17 protein-coding genes are annotated in these 20,659 nt (G+C 58.0%); 10 read left to right on the top strand and 7 right to left on the bottom strand.

The features are described 5' to 3' along the window. Positions 1-63 precede the first annotated feature (63 nt). The 3 genes from IVA75_RS15195 to IVA75_RS15205 all read right to left on the bottom strand — a co-directional run bounded on the left by IVA75_RS15195 (position 64) and on the right by IVA75_RS15205 (position 1,743). Complete coding sequence (locus IVA75_RS15195; RefSeq protein WP_247290229.1) at positions 64-372, bottom strand: hypothetical protein; 309 nt, start codon at positions 370-372, stop codon at positions 64-66. A 135-nt stretch (positions 373-507) separates the two neighbouring features. Then, positions 508-645 carry a hypothetical protein gene (locus IVA75_RS15200; protein WP_247290231.1) on the bottom strand — a complete coding sequence of 46 codons (138 nt, stop codon included), beginning with the start codon at positions 643-645 and terminating at the stop codon, positions 508-510. Between the two features lie 549 nt (positions 646-1,194). Beyond that, the gene (locus tag IVA75_RS15205; protein ID WP_247290233.1) at positions 1,195-1,743 is read right to left on the bottom strand and encodes an HAD family hydrolase; all 549 of its coding nucleotides are present in this window, start codon (positions 1,741-1,743) and stop codon (positions 1,195-1,197) included. Positions 1,744-2,136: 393 nt separating this feature from the next. On the opposite strand from IVA75_RS15205, the gene IVA75_RS15210 reads away from it, so the two are divergent. The 3 genes from IVA75_RS15210 to IVA75_RS15220 are packed head-to-tail and all read left to right on the top strand — an operon-like array spanning position 2,137 to position 4,767. Then, entirely contained in the window at positions 2,137-2,997 is an 861-nt protein-coding gene (locus IVA75_RS15210; protein WP_247290235.1) for a YqaJ viral recombinase family protein, read from the top strand. Further along, entirely contained in the window at positions 2,981-4,177 is a 1,197-nt protein-coding gene (locus IVA75_RS15215; RefSeq protein ID WP_247290237.1) for an ERF family protein, read from the top strand. The genes IVA75_RS15210 and IVA75_RS15215 overlap by 17 nt, the downstream gene beginning before the upstream one ends. 8 nt (positions 4,178-4,185) lie before the next feature. After that, positions 4,186-4,767, top strand: coding sequence for a hypothetical protein (locus IVA75_RS15220; protein WP_247290239.1), 582 nt, complete (start codon positions 4,186-4,188; stop codon positions 4,765-4,767). Positions 4,768-6,279: 1,512 nt separating this feature from the next. Here IVA75_RS15220 and IVA75_RS15225 read toward each other — a convergent pair. Then, positions 6,280-6,510: a hypothetical protein gene (locus tag IVA75_RS15225; RefSeq protein WP_247290240.1), complete on the bottom strand. Its 231-nt coding sequence runs from the start codon at positions 6,508-6,510 to the stop codon at positions 6,280-6,282. A gap of 292 nt (positions 6,511-6,802) precedes the next feature. Between IVA75_RS15225 and gmd the strand changes: the two genes are divergently transcribed. The 4 genes from gmd (at position 6,803) to IVA75_RS15245 (ending at position 10,649) form a co-directional block, all read left to right on the top strand. Continuing rightward, on the top strand, positions 6,803-7,888 hold the full coding sequence (gmd, locus tag IVA75_RS15230; protein WP_247290242.1) for a GDP-mannose 4,6-dehydratase: 1,086 nt from the start codon (positions 6,803-6,805) through the stop codon (positions 7,886-7,888). After that, positions 7,869-8,837 (top strand): GDP-L-fucose synthase, encoded by a 969-nt coding sequence (locus IVA75_RS15235; RefSeq protein ID WP_275993263.1) that lies wholly within the window; start codon positions 7,869-7,871, stop codon positions 8,835-8,837. The genes gmd and IVA75_RS15235 overlap by 20 nt, the downstream gene beginning before the upstream one ends. A 21-nt stretch (positions 8,838-8,858) precedes the next feature. After that, positions 8,859-10,067: a glycosyltransferase family 4 protein gene (locus IVA75_RS15240; protein WP_247290243.1), complete on the top strand. Its 1,209-nt coding sequence runs from the start codon at positions 8,859-8,861 to the stop codon at positions 10,065-10,067. A gap of 171 nt (positions 10,068-10,238) precedes the next feature. Further along, positions 10,239-10,649 (top strand): hypothetical protein, encoded by a 411-nt coding sequence (locus tag IVA75_RS15245; protein ID WP_247290246.1) that lies wholly within the window; start codon positions 10,239-10,241, stop codon positions 10,647-10,649. 1,898 nt (positions 10,650-12,547) lie between these two features. Here IVA75_RS15245 and IVA75_RS15250 read toward each other — a convergent pair. From IVA75_RS15250 to IVA75_RS15260, 3 genes are all read right to left on the bottom strand, one after another. Further along, on the bottom strand, positions 12,548-14,527 hold the full coding sequence (locus tag IVA75_RS15250) for a hypothetical protein (RefSeq protein ID WP_247290248.1): 1,980 nt from the start codon (positions 14,525-14,527) through the stop codon (positions 12,548-12,550). Positions 14,528-14,610: 83 nt separating this feature from the next. Then, on the bottom strand, positions 14,611-15,732 hold the full coding sequence (locus IVA75_RS15255; protein WP_247290250.1) for a glycosyltransferase family 4 protein: 1,122 nt from the start codon (positions 15,730-15,732) through the stop codon (positions 14,611-14,613). Beyond that, positions 15,729-16,763, bottom strand: a complete 1,035-nt coding sequence (locus IVA75_RS15260) for a glycosyltransferase family 2 protein (protein WP_247290253.1) — start codon at positions 16,761-16,763, stop codon at positions 15,729-15,731. Before IVA75_RS15260 ends, IVA75_RS15255 begins: the two co-directional genes overlap by 4 nt. Positions 16,764-17,292: 529 nt before the next feature. Here IVA75_RS15260 and IVA75_RS15265 point away from each other — a divergent pair. From IVA75_RS15265 to IVA75_RS15275, 3 genes are all read left to right on the top strand, one after another. Beyond that, positions 17,293-17,889 carry a VTT domain-containing protein gene (locus IVA75_RS15265; RefSeq protein ID WP_247290255.1) on the top strand — a complete coding sequence of 199 codons (597 nt, stop codon included), beginning with the start codon at positions 17,293-17,295 and terminating at the stop codon, positions 17,887-17,889. 64 nt (positions 17,890-17,953) lie between these two features. Further along, entirely contained in the window at positions 17,954-18,940 is a 987-nt protein-coding gene (locus tag IVA75_RS15270) for a lysylphosphatidylglycerol synthase transmembrane domain-containing protein (protein WP_247290256.1), read from the top strand. A gap of 49 nt (positions 18,941-18,989) precedes the next feature. After that, a complete protein-coding gene (locus tag IVA75_RS15275) occupies positions 18,990-20,657 on the top strand; it encodes a hypothetical protein (RefSeq protein WP_247290257.1) in 1,668 nt (555 codons plus the stop codon). Positions 20,658-20,659: the final 2 nt, after the last annotated feature.

Consider the following 20,659-nt stretch of genomic DNA (forward strand, 5'->3'; position numbering starts at 1 on the left):
CCGTGATTCACGGCCAGGCTAAGGACGTTAGCGGCCTCAGCGTCAACTGGCGTGTCCAGCAGATCAGCGCTTCGCCGCGTTACCAGCCAATTCCATCGCTAGGTCCAGAGCTGCAACTCCAATTTGATCTGAAGAATTAGATTTGCAGCGCCGGTCCATCCAAGCAACGATCGCGGAGAAGTCGCCGCCGCCGACAATGTCCCTCTCAGCACTCACGTTTAACCCGCTGACGAAGCCCACGACCCAGGATTCAAAAGCTGCCTTTACGACTAAGTTCTTCTTCCTATTCAGCCAAGCGGTACAAGATTGCGAGCCCGCGCCCACGATCGTTGATCCGGCGTTCAGGGACGTCGGCAAGAGTAGCATCATCATTATGGCAAGCGCTCGTCTCATCTTTTCCTCAACCGAAAACGGCTACTTCCAAGGAGGCTCTATCTGTTCCTTTGCCCGACGGCGCAAGCGCATTTTTTTTCGATGCCCCTGCGCATGTGAATGGACGCTCGATCGCTATCTCAGGCTCGAATCCGGCCAATGAGGAACCTCATCCGCGCGGCGGGATCGACCCAAGTTCTGCCGCACCGTCGCGTAGAGCACAAACAGGCCGATGGTGATCGCGACAGCCAGCAGTGGGAACATGTAATTCATGCAGCCTCCAAGAATTGAATACTAGCAGCCCGTCCAATCGGCGCGACGCTCTCCGGCCTGAGACCCTACACTGCCAGTTTCCTACTCAGCTCGTGGTTCTCATCCGGCATTCCGCTTCAAATGTTTGAGCCCCCGCCGTTGCCGCGAGAGAGCAGCCTTCTCATACCGTTCCAAGCTCGACAAATATCTCATTTGCTTTGGTTCCGCGCCCTCGATCACCGCCAACATCAGAATTAACCTAAGAGCTCGCAGGCGATCCTGGCGGCTCCTAGCTTGAGCCAAATCTTGGACTGCGACATGCATGTCCGTACCTTTGAAGCCTTCCGCAAAGACTGCATCGAAACCAGAACCGGCGGGTTCGTCCCAACGAGATAAGCCATGCCGATAGGCGTTGCGGCTCGATGCTGTTTTGCCGACGCTTGTTTGCGGCCCGGTACTCCTCGCTGCGTTTGCGCGATTGGCTTCGATTTGTCGCTTTGACGCCAACTTGCCTCCTTGATTTCACTATCTCGCAGTCGAGCGATCCGCATTATCGCGAAGACCACGGCCTCAATCCTCGGTTACCGCGCCTCGGCGATGCGACGGAGGATACGACGGATCCCGCAACAACGGCGCAATGAACGTATGTAGGTTTGATCCATCAAACAGATAGGCGGCTATTCCGGCCGCGTGTGCCGCAGAAAGATCGCTCTGCTTGTCACCGACCAGGAAGCTAGCATCGATGTCCACCGAATACCGCTCAAGGAGGGCTCTGATCATGCCCGGCTGCGGCTTACGACAGCTACAGAGGACACGGTAACGCTCAATCAGACCATCGGGGTGATGGGGGCAGAATTCGAACGCATCGATACGCGCACCAACCATAGCAAGTTCACGCGACATCCATTCGTGCAGATTGCGAACATGCCGCTCCTCGTAAAACCCCCTCGCGATTCCTGATTGGTTCGTCACGACAAACGCAAGATACCCGGCGTCATTGACTGCTTTGACGGCCTCTTGCGCTCCTTCCACCCACCGGATCTGGCCGGGATCGAAAGCGTAGCCGTCGTCCTCATTGAGGACGCCATCACGATCGAAAAATACTGCCGGATGCTTCAAGTCTCAGGGGCCCAAGTTGGAGGCAATACCCACGATCTTCCGACAATCACGGCTTCATTTCAACATGTCATGCGACCGGACAATCGTTCTCGGCGAGCGCGCCTTTTGTATCCAGGTCTTTGCGGTTCATGCGTGAATTGGCTTCGTTTTGTCGGTTTATACCGGTCAGCCTCGTCCCGTCCCTGCCCTAAGCCCGTGAGAACAAGAGCGATTCCTGTCGCTAAAACGAGCAAGATTGTTGCTGCAGAAAGGACTGGCCTTCATTCGCGATTGGAGCGTTACTGATTCGACCGGGCGCCACCTGCGATCCTAGCGCCGGTATCTCGCCTCGCGGACGCGGGGCTTCAGGCAGTGCGGCAAATGAAGCCGCTTGTTTTTGCGTAGGAGATACCGGTGACAACAGTTCAAACAAACGGCGCCGATGCGCCCAATCACATCATCAGGTTCAACCCCAATGACCGCCGCCACTTCATCGGCGGCTCGGATGCACGTGTCATCATGGGTGATGATCAGGACAAGCTCATCCGCCTTTGGCAAGAGAAACGTGGAGAGGTCGCACCAGAAGATCTCTCGGATAATCTCATCGTCCAGCTCGGCACGATAACAGAGGTCCTCAATCGCGCCTGGTACCACCGCTCAACAGGACAAACCATCTCCGACATCCAGAAGAGGGTTCGGCATCCGGTGCACAAATGGATGGCGGCAACACTCGATGGCATGGTCGAGCAGACTGGAGCGGTGTTCGAGGCCAAGTTCATGCTGCCTTGGGCCTTTACAGAGGAAGCCGCGGCCGAGAAACATATGGCCCAGCTGCAGCACAACATGTGGGTCACAGCGTCCCGCAGCGCCGTTCTCTCGATCATCACCGGCGGTGGCAAATGGGTTGAGATCAAAATCCACGCCGATCCGCTCTATCAGCATCTGCTCCTCACCGCCGAGAAGAAATTCTGGCGCTGCGTTCAGAGCGGCGAGGCGCCTCTGCTCTTCAACATCGAAACGCCGCGACCAAGGCTGGAGGCCGTTAAAGTCGTCGATATGTCTTCGTCCAATGCTTGGGGCGAGTTCGCGGCAACCTATCTCCGCACCAAGGACGCCCACGGGGCGCACGAGCTCTCCAAAGCTGAGTTGAAGAAGCTCGTGCCCGAGGATGTCAAGGAGGCAAGCGGGCACGGGATCAAGGCCAAACGCTCCAAGTCCGGGGCCATCAGCTTCGACGCTCTCGCTGTGGAGGCCTCCGATGCATCAATCCAGTGAGCGGATCGGGGCGATCGCGGGCGCCCTCGCCCGGGCGCAGGCCGAGCTAACCAACCCGGAAAAGACCCTGACGGCGGTGATACGGTCCCCCTTCCCGCGGGAGGACGACCGGACCTTCCGCTACGCCTCCTTGGCCTCCGGCCTAGACCTTGTCCGCAAGACCCTCAGCAAGCAGGAGATCGCAACCGTCCAGACCACAAGGATCGACTCCAGCAGCGGCCAAGTGCGTCTCACGACCCTGCTGGCCCATGCGTCCGGCGAATGGATCTCCTCCGATTGGCCGGTCTGCGCGGCAAAGGAAATCGAGGCGCCACATCGGATGGGTGCCTCATTGACCTATGCCCGTCGCTACGCCCTATTTGCTCTGGTTGGCATTGCCGGTGAGGACGACCTCGACGCTCCCGATGCAATCGCCGGCCCTCCCACTGCCGCCGAGCCGCAAATGGCTCCCGGCCCAAAGGGAAAGCCTGCCAAAGCCGTCTTGAACCGACCGGCTGTCCTGAAACCTCAGCAATCGGCTGAGCTGCGGGAGCGGCTGCTGGCCGAGTTGGCGGCCGCGGGGAATACTGACGACCTCTTGGCTTGGGCCAAAGCCAGCCTTCCCTTGAAAAACACCCTGCTAGAGGCGGATGCCCGGGCGCTTGAGTCGGCCTATCTGGTGAGGTTCGAGGAGACGGCCCGCCTTGAGACCGAAACTCATCTACCATCATCTGAGGCTGAGAGCGCCCCCGGACAAGAACCGGCGGAAGAACTTTCCCTCTCCCAAGCCGCTATCCCAGGCTCACGCTCGGACGGGCCGGCGGATCAGCCAGGGAGCGGCCTCGCCTTCCCCAAAGAGCCCCCGCGCAAGCGGAGCAAGGCCCACCTTGCTTTTATCCGGGCACAGCCTTGCCTGGTCTGCAAGCAGGCTCCATCCGATGCCCACCACCTCAAGTTCGCCCAGCCGCGAGCACTCGGGCGCAAGGTCAGCGACGAATTCACCGCGCCCTTATGCCGCTCTCATCACCAGGCCCTGCATCGGCATGGCAACGAAAAGGCGTGGTGGGCCGATATGCAGATATCGCCCTCGCCTGTCGCGAACGAATTATGGGCAACCAGCCCTGTTCATGACCACGCCAATCCTACTGTGGCCACTTTCGACACCACATCGCAGGGCCGGCCGGAGGTCACACGCCAATGAATGGCCCCTTGAGCAACGCCACGCCCGCAACCACATCCGCGATTCCAGCCGAATTTCAGGCCTTGTGTCCCGCTCCGCAACTTCTGCCTGGAGAAAGCATCGACCATTATCGCGCGCTCCAGACCGTCATCTTCCGCGACATAGCCCCCCAATCGGCCATCGAGTGGCTGCTTGCCATTGATGTTGCGGAGCTGTCCTGGGAGATGCAGCGCTATCGAATTCTGCGGCACAAGCTGCTGGAATCATATCGACAAAATGCAATAGAGATGACGCTTCGTCGGATAGACGTGCCCGGTATCGTGCCCGACTTCGAAAATGACGCCGAACACTACATCATTCAGAACGCGCTCGATTGGCGGCTCGACCGCATCGCGGCAGACGAGATTGAAGCACGTCTGGCATCATATGGCTTCGATCAGCACGCCATTAGCGTGGAAGTTTACGTGCAGGCCCGCGAGATCTTCACCTTGTTCGAAACGTTAATGAACGCGGCACAGCTGAGACGGCTGTTCTTGCTAAAGGAGATCAATAGCCGCCGCCGAATGCAGGATCCGGCTAACTTCGTCCGCGCTCAACCACAGTTACGATGAAGAACGAGGTACAATTCGCCGCTTCAGGAACAATTCAGCGATGCATCGAGATCGTAAAACCGAATACCGTCTAGCGTGCCTTTCATTCAACAAGGATCTTGAAGACGCTGACGATTCGGCCGGTGACCACCAAGTTGCCTTTAGCACATGGACCATGGCCACGATCATCGCCGTATCCGCGTCGCGGCGGATGGTAGTGACACCGGCTTCGATCTTGAGGGCCTAGCCCACGGATTAAGCAGTTAACAGCGATCGATGAAGGTATGGAGGTTAGATCCATTAAACAGATCGGCTGCGATGCAATCGTCTGCGCCGCAGTAAGGTCGCTCTCCGGCCCACCGCGCCGCCTCGCAGTCTCAGGCGAATGTGACGGCGCGCAGGAGGAGCTAATGTGACGGCGCACATCTGGCGTTCTTGGCGTGATTTCCTCGCTGGGGTACGAAGGGCAGTGGTGAACCCCTCCGGCAGGCCTCAGAAAAACAGCGCCAAAATTTGAGAAACTCCGTATCGCTGCGACCCTGGCCGGGCGGTGAGGAACGAACCTCCGAACGCGGAATCAAAATCAGACAGGATCCTCAACCGGCTCAACGAACATTCTGAATTTTCGGCCAAAACCGACTCCATATTAATCAAGGGAGTACCCAGCAATTCAGAATGGCCCGACTGCACCTGGGGTGGAGGAAAGGTCTCCGCTGCTGAAAGTCTGCTCCATGACAATCGTCCTCCTGGAACGCGCAGATGCGGCACGGTGCGCCTTCGCTGATAGCGGTCAACTTCGTTAGTAGCGGTCAAGTTGGTTAGTAGGGAGAGCAAGACCGCGCGTTTGGGCGCAAATTGAATAAGCAAGGCCGCCAGTGTGAACCGGCCAGCTTTGATTTTTAACAGTGGTCAGGCACTTGCCGAACGCGGCCCGTCCAAGTGCTCGCTCAAGGCGGGATAAAGGTGGACCGAACCCGGCAAAGTGCGCCTGGGGGCAGATATTGACCACTGTTACCCTTCCGCTTCAAGATGAAGCTGAAGCCTACCAAGCCTGATCAGCCATTATGCAGGGATTGGTCGCGGATAGAGCCGTAAGATCCGGAAGATGAACTTGATCACGTCTGGACTTATCTCGGTCCTAGAGAGTGGAGTTACTGGAGTGAAAGTTTACACGCCGCTTTTTTGTTTGCTCTTATCGAGCTGTTCTTCAATCTGGGTAGAAGCCTCTGCGCCCCCGCCCCTGCCGTCCAGCCCTTTCAGCCGCCTAGTGAAGAGGCCATCCAAAAAGGCGTCGGCACCTCCGTGAAGGATCAGAAATTAGCGCAGCCGGTTGAAATCTCCGCCCCACGGACCACGGGCCAGGCCGATACTACGTTTGCTTACGGGAGATAGCCGTGCACGTCTAATATTTTCATCGCATGGCACGTTGCTGAGACTTCCAAGCTGCAGGAGTCGGTGTTCTGCGCGTCTACGGCCGCCCTTCGCGAGCCAGCGGACTAGAATCCTAAGCTGTCATATGAACAGTCCACACGGTCAACCAATTTCCTTAATTTCGAACAACCGAACGCAATCCAACTGTGTGGCATTCTGAGCCAAATATCTATTGGCCGCCGAGAGAAGATCGCTCACAGCTACATGGTCATGGCCGTCTACACTGGGGGTAAGCACCAAATAGGTCTCCAAGACTAATACCCTTTTGATGCCGTCCGCCGTCAGCTCCTTGGCTTCCCAAACTGCCCGAGCATTCGGATGATTGAAGGCCATAAGCGATATCCCTAGGTTTCAAACAATTCCATGAACTGGAAACGAGCCATCAGAAAGTGCCTGAGATCCCGCTCGACGGACGAACTATCTGGTGGTACGGGGGAGTCAAGTACGCGCTGTGCATTTTGCGGCCAGGCGGAACGCCTTTGCAACGGTTCCCTCCATCTAGAGCCACGTAGTCCGTTGACAACACTGTCTAATTTTCTTGCGCTCCTCTGGAGCCGAGGGTAAGGACGCACAGAGTGGATGCGCACACTGCAGTTTACAAAAAGGGCGACACTTCGGTAAAGCTATGAATGTCAAAGATGCCGGACAACGGATTGCTCTGATCACGGGTATTACCGGGCAGGACGGCGCCTACCTCGCCGAATACCTGCTTTCGCTCGGCTATGTCGTGCACGGGATCAAGCGGCGTTCGTCCTCGTTCAACACCGCGCGGGTCGATCATCTCTACCAGGACCCGCATGTCGGAAACGTGCCGTTCCTAATGCATTATGGCGACATGACGGATTCGACCAATCTGATCCGCCTAGTGCAGCAGATTCGGCCGACCGAGATCTACAATCTCGCCGCCCAGAGCCACGTCGCCGTCAGCTTCGAGAGCCCGGAATACACCGCCAACGCCGATGCCATCGGCGTGCTGCGCCTACTGGAGGCGATCCGCATCCTCGGTATGGAGAAGGAGGCGCGGTTCTACCAGGCCTCGACGTCGGAGCTTTACGGCCTCGTGCAGGAGATCCCGCAGAAGGAGACCACACCGTTCTATCCGCGCTCGCCTTACGGCGTCGCCAAGCTCTACGGTTACTGGATCACGGTGAACTACCGCGAAGCCTACGGCATGTTTGCCACTAACGGCATCCTGTTCAACCATGAGAGCCCGATCCGCGGCGAGACATTCGTCACCCGCAAGATCACCCGCGGCGTGGCGCGGATCGAGGTAGGGCTGGAGGAGACGCTCTATCTCGGCAATCTCGAGGCCAAGCGAGACTGGGGTCATGCCAAGGACTACGTCGAGGGCATGCACATGATCCTGCAGGCCGAAAAGCCCGATGATTTCGTGCTTGCCACCGGTGAGACGCGCTCGGTGCGCGAACTGATCGAGCTCTCCTTCGCGCATGTCGGCCGCAGCATCGAATGGCGCGGCGCCGGCGTGGACGAAATCGGTGTCGATGCCAAGAGCGGCAAGACTTTGGTGAAGATCGACCCGACTTATTTCCGGCCGACCGAGGTCGATCTGCTGATCGGCGATTCCAGCAAGGCGCGTCAGGTGCTGGGCTGGAAGCCGAAGCGGTCCTTTGCGCAACTCGTCGAAGAGATGATGGCAAGCGATCTAGCTGAGGCCAAGCGGGATGTCGCAAATGGCAAGCGTACCGTTTGAGCTGAGGGGCAAAAGCGTCTACGTCGCTGGCCATCGCGGCATGGTCGGCAGCGCGATCGTTCGCCGGCTGGCGCGGGAAGAAGTCAAGCTTGTCACCGTCGACCGCCGTGAAGTCGATCTCCGCAACCAGGCCCAAGTGTTCGACTGGTTCGCAAAGGTGCGACCGCGAGTGATCTTCATGGCTGCGGCCAAGGTTGGCGGTATCGTCGCCAACAACACGCTGCGCGCCGAGTTCATCTATGACAACATCGCGATCACGGCGAACGTGATCCAGGCGGCGCACCAAAACGGCGCCGAGAAGCTGATGTTTCTGGGATCGTCCTGCATCTATCCGAAGCTAGCGCCGCAGCCCTTGCGCGAGGACTCGATGCTGACAGGCCCGCTGGAGCCGACCAACGAGCCCTATGCGATCGCCAAGATCGCCGGCATCAAGATGGCGGAGGCCTATCGCAGTCAGTATGGCAGCGACTTCATCAGCGTAATGCCGACCAATCTCTACGGCCCGGGGGATAACTACCATCCCGAGCTGAGCCACGTCGTCGCCGCGCTTATCCGCCGCTTCCATGAGGCGAAGCTGGCGGGCGCCAAGAGCGTCGCCGTCTGGGGCACCGGCACGCCGCGGCGCGAGTTCCTCTATGTCGACGACATGGCGGATGCCTGCGTGCATCTGATGAAGACCTATTCCGGCGCGGATCTGGTCAACATCGGCACCGGCGAGGACATCACCATCGCCGAGTTCGCCCGCGTCGTCGCCAAAATCGTCGGCTATCGCGGCGGGATCAGTTTCGACACCTCGCGCCCCGACGGCACGCCGCGCAAGCTGCTCGACGTCAGCAGGCTCGACGAGCTCGGATGGCACACGACGACTTCGCTCGAGAATGGCTTGAAGCGCGTCTACGAGGCGTATCGGGCGGAAAGCCAGACAAACGGCCATAAGCCGCACGACTGACCGCCGAGGATCACGTTGCATATGACCACTTCCTCAAAACTGATCGTCGCGGCACAGTTCTATCCGCCTGACACGACCACAACGGCAGTCTATATCGGAAGGATCGCCGAGAGCCTCGCCAGGGATCGCCAGGTCGTCGTGATCTCGGCAACGCCGGGCTCGCGCGCGATCGGCCAAACCGGCAAGCCCGAGGTCGTTGAAATCAAGAACTGGAATCCTCGCAAGTCAGCGATCGTCCAGCGGGCGGCAGCGATATGTCTTCTTGCAACGCAGATGTTCTTCTCAGTCCTGCGGCGGGCAAGGTCGGGAGACATCGTGTTCTGCGTCACTACGCCGTTCACTCTGCCTTACACTGTGCTCCTCGCCGCCAGATTGCGCGGAGCAAAGACAATGCTTTTGATATACGATCTCTACCCGGAAGCGCTCGAGGCGGCCGGCATAGTCCACTCGAACTCGCTCGCGGTCCGCCTCATTCACTTTGCCAATATGCTCTTGTTCCGGCGCCTTGATGCGATCGTCGTGATCGGGCGCGACGTGCCGCCGCTGATCGAAAAATATCGCGGTGTCACCCCCGAGCAGCTTCGCTACATTCCGAACTGGGCGCTGCTCCCCATTGGCTATCGAGAGATAGACCCGGCCAGCCGCTTCCGTGCGCCGGATTCGTCCAGATTTATCGTCGGCCTCTCCGGAAATCTCGGCTTCACACACGATCCCGTCACGGTCTTCGAAGCGGCCCGCCTTTTGCAAGACCAGAAGGAGATTCATTTCATCCTGTCCGGATGGGGCGTTGGCTGGGCCACGCTCGACGACCTCTACGCCAAGGACCGACTCCAGAATGTCACGATCCTGAAACCCGTTCCCGAAGATGAACTCTTAGAATTTCTGTCTGCGGCCGATCTTTGGGTTATTCCTTATCGTCGGCACGTCGCTGGCGTATCGGTCCCTAGCCGCCTTTATAACATCCTGGCGATCGGGCGACCCGTCATCATCACCTCCGAAGCCAGTTCCGAAGGCGCGCTCGTGGTTGTAGAAGCGGCAATTGGATGGGTAGTTCCTCCCGAAACTCCAGCCGAGCTTGCGCGCACCATTCGCCGTGCGGCCGGCGACCGTCAGGCCACGAAGGACAAGGGCGTTCGTGCGGCCGGCATCGCCGAGAAATATCGCGAAGACATTGCACTTGCTCGCTATCGGCAGGCCTTGAACGAAGTCGACCAGGCCGCACGCCGTTGAGCGACCTCACGCCTGCAAAGTAGCTGATGCACTCGGAAGTCGCATCAGATCGATCGCTTGCCTGAGAACACTTCAGACCCGCAGAGAAAATAGACAACAACGACCAGACGGTATAGCTCTGCACAACCTGACAGTCCTAGCGGGGATACAACCGGTATGAGACCTATCATAGTGGCATTCGTAGTGACCGCGGCGTACCTTCCAATCGCGTTTCACCTTGATGCAACGTACAAACCATCAGGTGATGCCGACGTGCTACACAGACCTTTCACCAAGATTGGCCCCAACGCTTATTTATCTTACCATAAGATTGCGGGAGCAAAAGGAGACATCCCGAACGACCTACGCCGCGCGACGCTGGCATTGACTGAGAATGGTCTGGCGCTCGGGCCGCCGCACATCCCAGAAGCCGAAGTCTCTGCATTGGGCGGTGGCCGATATATTTTCCTTCAGACAGGCAACGATCCGCCGGTCCTTGTATTCTCAGCATCCGACAACTCCGACCCGAACACGAATGGGAGCGTCTATCGGGTGACTGATCCAGGCGCACGTGACCCGTACGAAGCGCAACGCCGGCGCTAGCCACGTACCGGCTGCATCCACCACGCCTCCCCATCACCAATCTCATCGCGCCGAGCGCCGCGACCCCGGTGCAAGGCGCCAGAAATGGAAAAGCATCCCAGGACTCGCAGCCTCCGCCGAGGTTCCGTCGGAAGCTACCCGCAACGGCGTTATAGTTGAGTAATGGCATCGTAATGGATATTGCTCTTGGACGGACCGGATCACATTGGCGGGGCTTCCTATCGAGCAAATCCTTGAGTGCTCTCATATGCGGCAATCGTGGTCCTTCAATCCATTGAGTGACACACGCCGATGGCGCGGATATCCCTAACCAGATTAGCGGACGCTTGCGGCGCGCTTGTCCCAAGCGATGGCTGCGCTTATTTGTTTAGGGCAATGACTGATCCCATGCGTTACTTTCCCTTGCTATGTCTTCTTCTGTCCGCCTGCTCGGTCTGGACAGACAGTTCAGTTGCGCCTCCTGCGGCTCCTCCGGAAAATCCAGTGACGGACCATGCGCTGCGGATAGGAGTAACACAAGCAGCCAATAGTGCGCATTTTACAGGTCCGCTCGAAGTGTCCACTGTGCGCAAGACTAATCACGGCCCAGGATCATCCATGGTCTGTATTAGAGAGGTGGCTTCATCCTCTGGTAAGCAGCAATCGCCATACGCCGTCTTCTTCGACGGCGATAAATACAAAGGCTCGAGACTCCCGGTCATAGTAGAGGAGTGCGAACGGCAGACGTATGTACCTGTTCAAAGGCTCAACGACCAGTCTTCTAATCCTGAGCCCTGCGTAGCAGGCTGTCTACCGGGAAAGACATTCTAGTTAACGGGTGAGCTTGGTTGGATTAGGAATGTCGCAAAATGCTTCTCTGCAGTTGCTGACATGAGAGGTCCTAGGATAGATACTCAGCTCACGAAGTGTCGAAAGGGACGAGCGCTACTCGATACGATTTACGACAAGCAAATATGGCCGCGATGTCTGCGCTCCTGGTGGGTCACGGGCTTAGGCCGGTACTTGACTCGCGCGCGATAGGGTAACTGCACTGTTAGGAGCTGACGTTTAATCCATTCTGGCTGACCGCGTGCTCATGGGATTTGCTCGAGAACGTTGGGACAATTGCTGATGGGCTTCAATCATCCGCACGCTAGGGTTGCTTGGGAAGCTAAAGAACTGACAGCTGGCGGCTAAAGAGAGTTTTGGTGGTGGAGACTCATTTGGTACTTAGTACCAATGCTGAGGGCCACAATGCTGTGGCTGTGAACGATCTTCTCTCGGCTGCCGAAGAATATTTGGCAAGGGATGACGTGCGGTTGGGTTGCCTTCGGCTTTTCGAAGTCAAAGAAATCGGTTGATGCACCATGAACGAAGTGTGCGCCACTCTGCGGGGGTGATTGACTAGTTTGCACGTGTGCGGCCGCAGATGACCTTTCGCGCTGCGGAATCGTTGATCCAGCCGCCCCGATCCGCCGCTCCCAGCTAACGTGGATGTGAGGCGCGGCGAGCGTCGCGATCTGGGCAGCGGCGCCGCGAAGCGGGTTCCTCATTTCGATGATTGGCTGATGGTTACCTAGTAAGCGCTGTTCAGCGCTCTACCAGATGGCGGAGTGTTCTGTGAGTCTGCGGTCTCTTCGGACCGTTAGCTTAGAATGGACACAATGCATAACGCTGTTACCGAGCCGGTGCGGCGGGTTGAGGTCTTCACCGAGACCCGCCGTCAGCGAAATTGGAGCGACGAGATAAGGAGATAAGGCGCGCATCTTCGCGGAGATCGTCGCGAACGGCGACTTGGTGTGTTCCGAGGCCCAACGGTATGGATTGTCGCTGCAGCATTTGGTTGGCTAGCGCCGCCCTTGCGAGAAGCAGCAAGCCATCATTCCGAAGCGGACAAAGTCCGGCATTTTTCTAAGAACCTAGTGAGGAAACGCCTCAAGGACATCGCCGAATCGGAATAGCCAGCCGTACTCGAAACCCTGCTGACTATCGACGAACACTGCCTTATCCTTTATCCTGCCGAGGATGGTATTCAAGCACCACTGCCTGTTGCTCATGTTCTTGCTAATGATCTGAAAGTCGACGGACCGCTCCTCCATTTCCTGCAATCGCTTCTTCAGATCATCCATCGACTGGCATTTCGCAAAATCAGCTTCCAGCCAGATCAGTCCCGGTGCGCGATAGAACGGCGCCCAGTAATCGAACGCGACCGTCACAGGCTTGGTCGTAACGTTCTGTTCGACGTACCGGCTCATTGGGTAAGCGGTCTCACCCCAGCCAGGCCACGTCCACCAGATGTAGCGATTCATGTCTAGCGCAGCGGCATTGTCCAGCGCCCGGTCCCGCACCACGTTCTTGTATCGCAAATATGACGGCGCTGCCGACAGTGCGACCAGCACCATCAGAGCGGCGACAGTTGTCTGTACCGCAGCGGTGGTCGCGGTGTTGATGTTCTCGAACCATACCAACATTGGATAGACGCCGAAAATCGTCAGTAGCAGGCTTACCAAAACGAGGTATTTCGGCTCGAACGGCAGGTCCGCGAAGCTAAACGCGCTCAGCATCGCGACCGGGAAGAACAAAACCAGGATTAGCGGTATCATGTGAAGATCAAGCACGGACCGATTTCTTCGCGCCAAAAACAGGAACAATGGCGCGGCGGCGACGATCATCACCAGGGTGATCTCTGGCAAAGTATAGAAGATGACTCGCGCCATGCTCCAGAATTCCTTGAGATGCTGAAGCATGGCGCTGTGATCCATCGTCGTGATGGCGCTGTAGGCAATCGGCCTGGCCACGTAGATCGATTGCGCGCGAAGCGCTTCAACATCGATGTCGTTGCCGACGATTGTCGGATCAAACAGAACATTCTGCTGGAACAATATTGCCGACACGCCAAGTGCCACGACAGTCAGCGAAATGATTAAAAAGAATATCGTGGCGACTTGCGCCGGCATCTTGGACGGCACTAGCGCCGGCCATCGCTTACGGATTGCCGGCAGCCCCAGGTAAATCAGCAACAGGGCCACGAACGGCAGCAGCGCGATGGACGGCTTGATATTGACGAAATATAGCGGCACGCTGGCGAAGATTGAGCGCATCTGGAGCGGATTGAGCCAGATCTTTGGCACCAGCAACACGCACGTTCCTAAAACGGTCAGGCCGAAGATCACCAAAAATCGTCCCGCCGCGGCCGCCGCCTCGCGCGGCGCCGGCACCAAGAGCGGTATCAACATCAGCTCGAGCCAGCAAATCAGGATCGTGATCGAGAGCGAGGTGTCTTTCTCCAGATAGGCGAGGCCGCAAAATATCGCGATCACGGCCACGCCATTGCGCCCAAATGCGCGATATCCGACGTAGTGAAGGATGGCGATGGCGGCAAATAACGTAGACAGAATGTCGTATTTGAGAACCTTTGCGATGCCCTTGAGCATCGGAAAGTTCATGACGACGAGCAGCGTGAACAGAAAAGCGTTTGAGCTCCAGGTGGACGCGCCGGCCAACCTCACGACGAGCGAGGCCAGATAAGCCATCAAGACCAGTGCAACGACGACCTGGAAAAACGCAAACGGCAAGATTGGCGTGTAGTGAATGTCCCAGACGATCAGATCGTTGAGCTGATACAAACGGCTCAGGATCGAGTTCAGCCACTCTCCTGGGTAGGCAATCAGAAGATTGGAGATAAGAGATCCATCGCTCAACTGAATGGATCTCACGTCGGCGAGAAATGCACCGAGCCGCTTCAAAGTCGAGGTCTGATCTGCAGTTGGGTATTGGGAGAGGCCCCAAAAATAGGTGGCAATCGACACCAGCGTCGCGGCGAGGAGCCCCACCGTGGCAAGTATTCGCAAAACATCGTTCGATTTTGTTTTAGGCGACACTGAATTTGTTGATGACAATGATGCTAAACCTTAGAGGTGCCGAAAATTCCTGACGCGCAAACTACCGCATGCGCGGCCGCCGGTTAGTTTCCGCCGGAACGCTAAAGTCGGGATGTGTATCGGGAGCGGATCTCCTTCCAGAACTCCACGTACTTTTCTGCCATGCGAGTCCACGACAACGATTGGACCTGCTGCAGCCCCCATTGCCGCAGCTCGGCGTAGCGCTCGCGGTCATTTAGAAGCAGCGAGATACGATCGGCGAGTTCCGAGGGCGAGTCAGGATCGACTAACGATAGTTCGTGGGTAAAGAATTCCGTCGAATCAAGCGTACGACCGGTAATTGCCGGCGTTCCGCAGGCCATGGCCTCGACCGCACTCAGGCCGAATCCATACCTGGAGGGAAACAAGAACAGATCCAACTCAGAATAGAACTGCCTTATGTTCTCCTCGGGCACGAAGCCGACAAATTCATATCGATCCGGCGGAATGTTCTTGCGCGCAAGATCCTTCATCTCCTCCAGTTCATTGCCGCCGCTTGCGATTGCGAGGAACGCATCCGGATTCTGCCTGGCAATGTCGCCAAAGGCGAGGATCGCGGCATCGAGACCCTTCGCCCGCTTGGCTTCGCCCAAAAACCCGATGCGGAATTTGCGCTTAGGAATCGCGGCATCACACCAGAATCTACTGTGGTCGATGCCAAGCGGGATAACGCCGATACGATCCGCCGGCACGCCGAACATGTCGACCACCTGTTTGGCCGTCGATGGAAACGGCACGATCAGTCCGTCGCTATGCCGGCACGCGAATTCGATGCAGCGGCGCTTGATGGAGTATTTCAGGAAATTGTCGTAACCCCGCGCCAGAAAGGGAATGAGATCGTAAACCCCGGTGACGACCGGGCGCTTGCGCGCCAGAATTGTGAAGATCGACGACACCGAATAGACGCCGAACCAGACGTCGTGCTGGACGCCGCGCAAATCCCACAGGAAATTCGGCGCCTGCTTAAGCACCGCGGCTTCGGTGAGGAGCATGCCGCGATCGTGGAAGACGTAAGGCTGCTCAATGGCATCAAGGCCTGTGACCAACTCCGCAATCACCCGTTCTAGGCCGCGTCCGGTGTCGCGTCCCATAGACAACGGAAATGCGCTGATGCCGACCTGGTTCAACGAAGCCGATAACGGCGACACGTCGCGGGTGATTGATTGTGTGCCGGGTGCAATCATAAGGCGTCCGTCGACGCACGCCCGGAACGCACTTCGCTCAGCTTGCTCGGGGCATCCGTCACCTTCATAATCGCGCCGTTCTTGACGATCTCGCGAACCGAATAATAGCGCTCGGCGGATATCGCATAGTAGATCTTGATCAGGATGTCGGTCAGGATTCCCAGCGACACGAACAGCAGCCCCGCGATGAAGCTGAAGACAGTCAGCAGCGGCTCCAGCGTGCTCGACAACTTCCTGTCGGTGACGAACAGCCAGACCGTGCGCAAGCCGAAAATCGCCGCGATGAGGAAGAACAGAACCCCGATGCCGCCGAGCAGATGGATCGGCCTGACCGAATAGCTGCGCCAGAACCAGAGCAGCACGATATCGGCGAGGCCCTTGATGGTCCGGACCGCGTTATATTTCGACGTCCCGCTCCGGCGCGGCCTGTGATTGACGGGCAACTCTCCGACGGAGAACCCCCGCATTTCAAGTAGCGCCGGGATGAACCGGTGCATTTCACCGTACAGATGGACGTTGTCGAAGCACTCACGCCGGTAGACCTTCAACGAACAACCGCTGTCGTGAATAGTGTCGTTGAGGAACACCTTGCGCAGCAGGTTTGCGCCGCGCGAGACGAAGCGCTTGCCAAACGTATCTTGCCGTTGGACGCGCCAGCCCGAGACAACGTCCAGATTGTTGGCCTCCAGATGCGCAATCAAACTGGGAATGTCGGCGGGGTCGTTCTGCCCGTCGCCATCCATGGTGATCACGTATTCGTACTGGGCGGCGTGGCAGCCAGCGTCGAAGGCGGCGGTCTGCCCAAAATTACGCCGAAAGCGGAAAACCGTGACGTTCGCCATCGATCCCGCAACGCGCGCGCTGTTGTCGGTCGAGCCGTCGTCGACCACAATGATCTCGCGCACCCAGCCGCGCGCATCGCAGACGCCGTTGATCTCATCGATGAGCGCAGCGAGGTTGTTCTCCTCATTCAAGACCGCGATGACGACGCTCAACCGTGGCTCGATGGACACCTCAACATTGCTCGTCATCTTTGTCCCTCAGAACGGTAGTCGAGATCGAAAGCATCTGGTTTGGCGAACCAGGATACCTGGCAGATCCATTTTCGCTTTTTGCAAAAGAATGAAAGCCGAGGCATCGCGGTGACCGAAGGCCGTCTGCGCCTCCCGGGCTGTCAAGAACATTTCCCCTTGCGGGGACGCCCCCAAGGGACTTGGCCTATCCTAATCTGACCACAGAGGGAAGTACCGCGCGGGGGCTCCGAATAGCGACTCAGCCGTCCGTGGCCGGAACGCATCACCTAGTGGCCCTAGGCTCGCGTCTCAGGCAAATTTGCCTAGTTTTAGCCTGCCGCCCATCGTCCTGAAGGCGCCTATAGCCAGGGCTATTTTGATTTGCTAGAGGATCGCTCGTATTACTGCGGTTTCCGTTTGGGGCTGGTTCAGGTCAGGCTGCAATAAGCCCTGTTGGTGCGAGAATACACGGGTTATTGCGAAATCGGCGGCAATCGCTCCAGCAACCCATCACGGGCCGCGAAGGATCCGGGCTAGTACTGGTCTGATGACGGAAGCGCTTAGCAATTGGCTTCAGCATTTTGGTAGTTTGACGCCGGTTTCCGCGGCGGCACTTTGCCTGGTATTTCTATTGACCGCCTTCATAGTCTTTCCTCGCACCGTGCTGATCATTGTGGCGGGCGTGGCGTTCGGGATGGCAGCTGCTCCAATCATTCTGCTGAGCGGGACCGTCGGCGGGATCCTTGCGTTCTGTTCGTCGCGATACATCGCTGCAAACTGGTTCCGTCGAAAGCTGGAGACGAGGCCGACGCTCAAGGTTGTCGCGCAGGCCGTGGACGAAGAGGGCTGGCGCATCATCGCTCTTTCGCGCCTCGGGGCACCCGTTCCCAGCGCATTGCAGAATTATCTGTTCGGACTGACAAAGATCGACATCGTCAGTTATTCGATCGCGACCTTTGTCTTCAGCGCCCCGCAGGTATTCCTGTTTTCCTTTCTTGGCGCGACCGGCAGGGCCTCCCTGCTCAATGATGGGTCCTCAGGCGTACCGCTTGGGTTTCCGCTGGTGGCGCTGTTGCTTACCGCCACGATCATCGCCCTCATTACGCGGCGCGTAAGAACGCTGCTGGTGCGGCTCGAACGCTGATCGGATTGAAGCTCGATGCGCGCCCTCAAGCCGCGGCGGAACATCTCAAAGGCCCGGATCATTGATGCGAAGGTTGTTATCGATCCTGAAATTCGTGATCATCCCGGTCGCCATAGGGCTCGTCGTCTGGCTCAGCGATGTCAGGGAAATTTATGCGGTTGTGGCTCGCTCGGGCTTTGCCTGCGACGCAGCGGCCTTCGTGCTATCCATGCTTGCCGTCGGCTTGAATGCGGTCAAATGGCAGCTTGTTATCCCTGCGCTGAGGGTGGTGGACCTTTTCAAGGCCGCCCTTATCGGTCAGTTCTACAGCTTTTTCTTTCTCGGACAGGCTAGCGGAGAAGCCGCCAAGATTTACCTGATTTCCCGCGGTTCGGGTAACGTCAGCGGTGCGGCGGTCTCGGTCCTCACCGATCGGCTGACATCCTTCATCGGGATGCTGTCTGTCTCGGTGATCGGCTTTGGGATGTCCTCCAGTCACTACCCACCGAGACTTCAGCACATTGCGCTGGCGAGCCTGGTCTTGCTGATCGGGACCTTGATTGCGCTGCGTCACGACGCTGTCTTCCGTTGGGCCGAACGCGTTGTGACGTGGACCGAAGGTTCGACGAACGGCTATTCGGTCGCACTCGCCAGGGAATTGCGGAACGCTATTCGGCAATGGCATGTGGCGGTCAGTCAGTGGTGGCGGGTGGTGATGGGCGTATCGATCGGGGCGCTGGTGCACATCGTCAACGTTCTGACATTCATTGTTCTGGCGGTCGGTATCGGCATCAAAATCGACTTCGCCGATTGGTGCTGGATCGCCGGACTGGTAAGCATTGCGGGGCTCATTCCGATCACAGTCGGCCAAGTAACTGCGGGAGGTGCGCTGGTGGCACTGCTTCGTCTGCAAGATGTTTCAATGGTCGATGCACTGGCGCTTGCGACCCTTGTCGTGGCCGTCACTTGCCTGCTTGCGGTCATCGGAAGTATTCTCGAATGGCATCGCTTACACGCTCGGGACGCGGTGCCTGCGCCATCTGCCACGGACGGAATATCGAATCCATCATGATCTCGCGCCTAAGACCGACTGTCGACCTTCCAGCTGCGACGATTTGACGATGCAGGCACGCGACCAAACATCGCATCCGGCCGTCGATATTGTCGGAGAAGCCAACAATCGTCTCGCCCGCTGGATGCTGCTGGCTTGTCTGCTGTTTGCAATTGGCCAGCTCGTATTCAATGCCCTTACGCTCGACACCTGGATGGACGAGGGCAAGTACCTGATGAAGGGCTACTGGTACCTTACCGGTCAGATCGCACCCTATTCTGCGCTGGATCCGACTTGGTACATGCCGCTGCCATTCTACTCCGTCGGTTCGATGGAGCGCTTGTTCGGCACCGGTTATCTTCCCGGCCGCGCTCTGATGCTCCTGTTCGCAATCGGATGCTTGGTGCTAGTTTACCTGGCCGGCGCGCGGATCGGCCGTACTCGCCTTGCCGGTGTTGGCGCGGCCATCCTCGTCGTGGGGTATCCCGTAACCCTGACCTATTTTGCTACCGCTACGCCCTATGCGATGGTGAGTTGTCTGTCGCTGGCGATGATCCATATTCTGCTCGCTGCAAACGCACGACGGATCGCCTATGCGGTTGCCGGCGTTATTCTTTGGGCGTTGTTGTTCGCTCGGCCCGACATGCTGCCGTTTGCCATGATCCCGACCGGCTGGAGCCTCCTGATCGAACCCAGGCGCAAGCTGCAGTGCTTCACGATCGGCTTTCTGACGTTCCTCGCCGCATCCATGGCAACACTCTGGATATTCGGAAGTGGTTTGGTGGATGTCGTTCTGGACACGCCGGGGTTGGCGCAGATTGCAATGGCGCTGGGGGTGCCGGCGGCCCCAACCTCCAACCTCCTGCCGCTTACGGTGTCACCGCTGGACCCCGTGGTTCGGCTCCGTGAAATCCCTGTCTATTTCAACTCATATTTTTTTCGGCCGTATTTTGTTGTGTCCGTGATCACGCTGGCGATGATCGGGCTGCGGATTTATTCAGCCAGGCGCTCGAGTGAGGACCGTCGCCTGAAACCGATCGACCTGATCCTCGCTTATTTTTGGATCACCGCCATCCTGCATTACATGCTGTCGCTGTCTTACTGCGTCGACTGCATTATTCCCTACACGAACTACTTTCTGCCAGTTGGCGCGCTCGCCGCGGCGGCCTTGATTGGGGAGATATCCAGGCTTGGGCGCAATCGCCACCTAGTCTATGTCGCGCTCGGCGGCCTCTGCATCGCAGCCGCAGTGATGCAGGTCTTTCCTTCCTTCCCCACTCTGTTGCGCCCGCAAACTGAAAAACTGCGGACAGCGGCGACGGAGATTTCGCGCCAGTTGCGGCCGTGCCTCCCTCCAACAGGCCGCGTTTTCGTCCTGAGCGATCGGGTCGAGGTCGCACAAGCGGTTTGGCTGGCCGGCGGCGTGATCGAGCCACGATCCTTGTACCTGCCCACGGTCTTACGCGAGCCCAAGACCGGATTGACGAACGACCAGCGCGACAGGGTCAACGCGGTGATCTGGGAAGCCGGCTTCTGGAGCGAGGCCAGCATGCGGCTAGCGCTGGCCCGGGACTACCAGACGCTGCTGATCGAGCGCCGCAAGAACTATGGCGACACGCTTGTCGGGACAGTGCGCGACGGCATTCCGTTCGGCGACGTGGTGGCTAAGCATTTCGCGCTCACGGCCAGCTTCGCGGTCGGAGAGCGGACGTTCGAGGTCTACCGTAAGCACGAGTAAGT

It is taken from the genome of Bradyrhizobium sp. 134, from assembly GCF_023074155.1.
Taxonomy (GTDB): domain Bacteria; phylum Pseudomonadota; class Alphaproteobacteria; order Rhizobiales; family Xanthobacteraceae; genus Bradyrhizobium.

Bases quoted from the DNA above. Each gene is read 5' to 3' on its own strand.
- IVA75_RS15200 (WP_247290231.1), bottom strand. From the start codon at position 645: ATGAATTACATGTTCCCACTGCTGGCTGTCGCGATCACCATCGGCCTG.
- IVA75_RS15260 (WP_247290253.1), bottom strand. From the start codon at position 16,763: ATGACGAGCAATGTTGAGGTGTCCATCGAGCCACGGTTGAGCGTCGTC.
- IVA75_RS15235 (WP_275993263.1), top strand. From the start codon at position 7,869: ATGGCAAGCGTACCGTTTGAGCTGAGGGGCAAAAGCGTCTACGTCGCT.
- IVA75_RS15240 (WP_247290243.1), top strand. From the start codon at position 8,859: ATGACCACTTCCTCAAAACTGATCGTCGCGGCACAGTTCTATCCGCCT.
- gmd (WP_247290242.1), top strand. From the start codon at position 6,803: ATGAATGTCAAAGATGCCGGACAACGGATTGCTCTGATCACGGGTATT.
- IVA75_RS15270 (WP_247290256.1), top strand. From the start codon at position 17,954: ATGCGAAGGTTGTTATCGATCCTGAAATTCGTGATCATCCCGGTCGCC.
- IVA75_RS15215 (WP_247290237.1), top strand. From the start codon at position 2,981: ATGCATCAATCCAGTGAGCGGATCGGGGCGATCGCGGGCGCCCTCGCC.
- IVA75_RS15255 (WP_247290250.1), bottom strand. From the start codon at position 15,732: ATGATTGCACCCGGCACACAATCAATCACCCGCGACGTGTCGCCGTTA.
- IVA75_RS15265 (WP_247290255.1), top strand. From the start codon at position 17,293: ATGACGGAAGCGCTTAGCAATTGGCTTCAGCATTTTGGTAGTTTGACG.
- IVA75_RS15195 (WP_247290229.1), bottom strand. From the start codon at position 372: ATGATGATGCTACTCTTGCCGACGTCCCTGAACGCCGGATCAACGATC.
- IVA75_RS15275 (WP_247290257.1), top strand. From the start codon at position 18,990: ATGCAGGCACGCGACCAAACATCGCATCCGGCCGTCGATATTGTCGGA.
- IVA75_RS15225 (WP_247290240.1), bottom strand. From the start codon at position 6,510: ATGGCCTTCAATCATCCGAATGCTCGGGCAGTTTGGGAAGCCAAGGAG.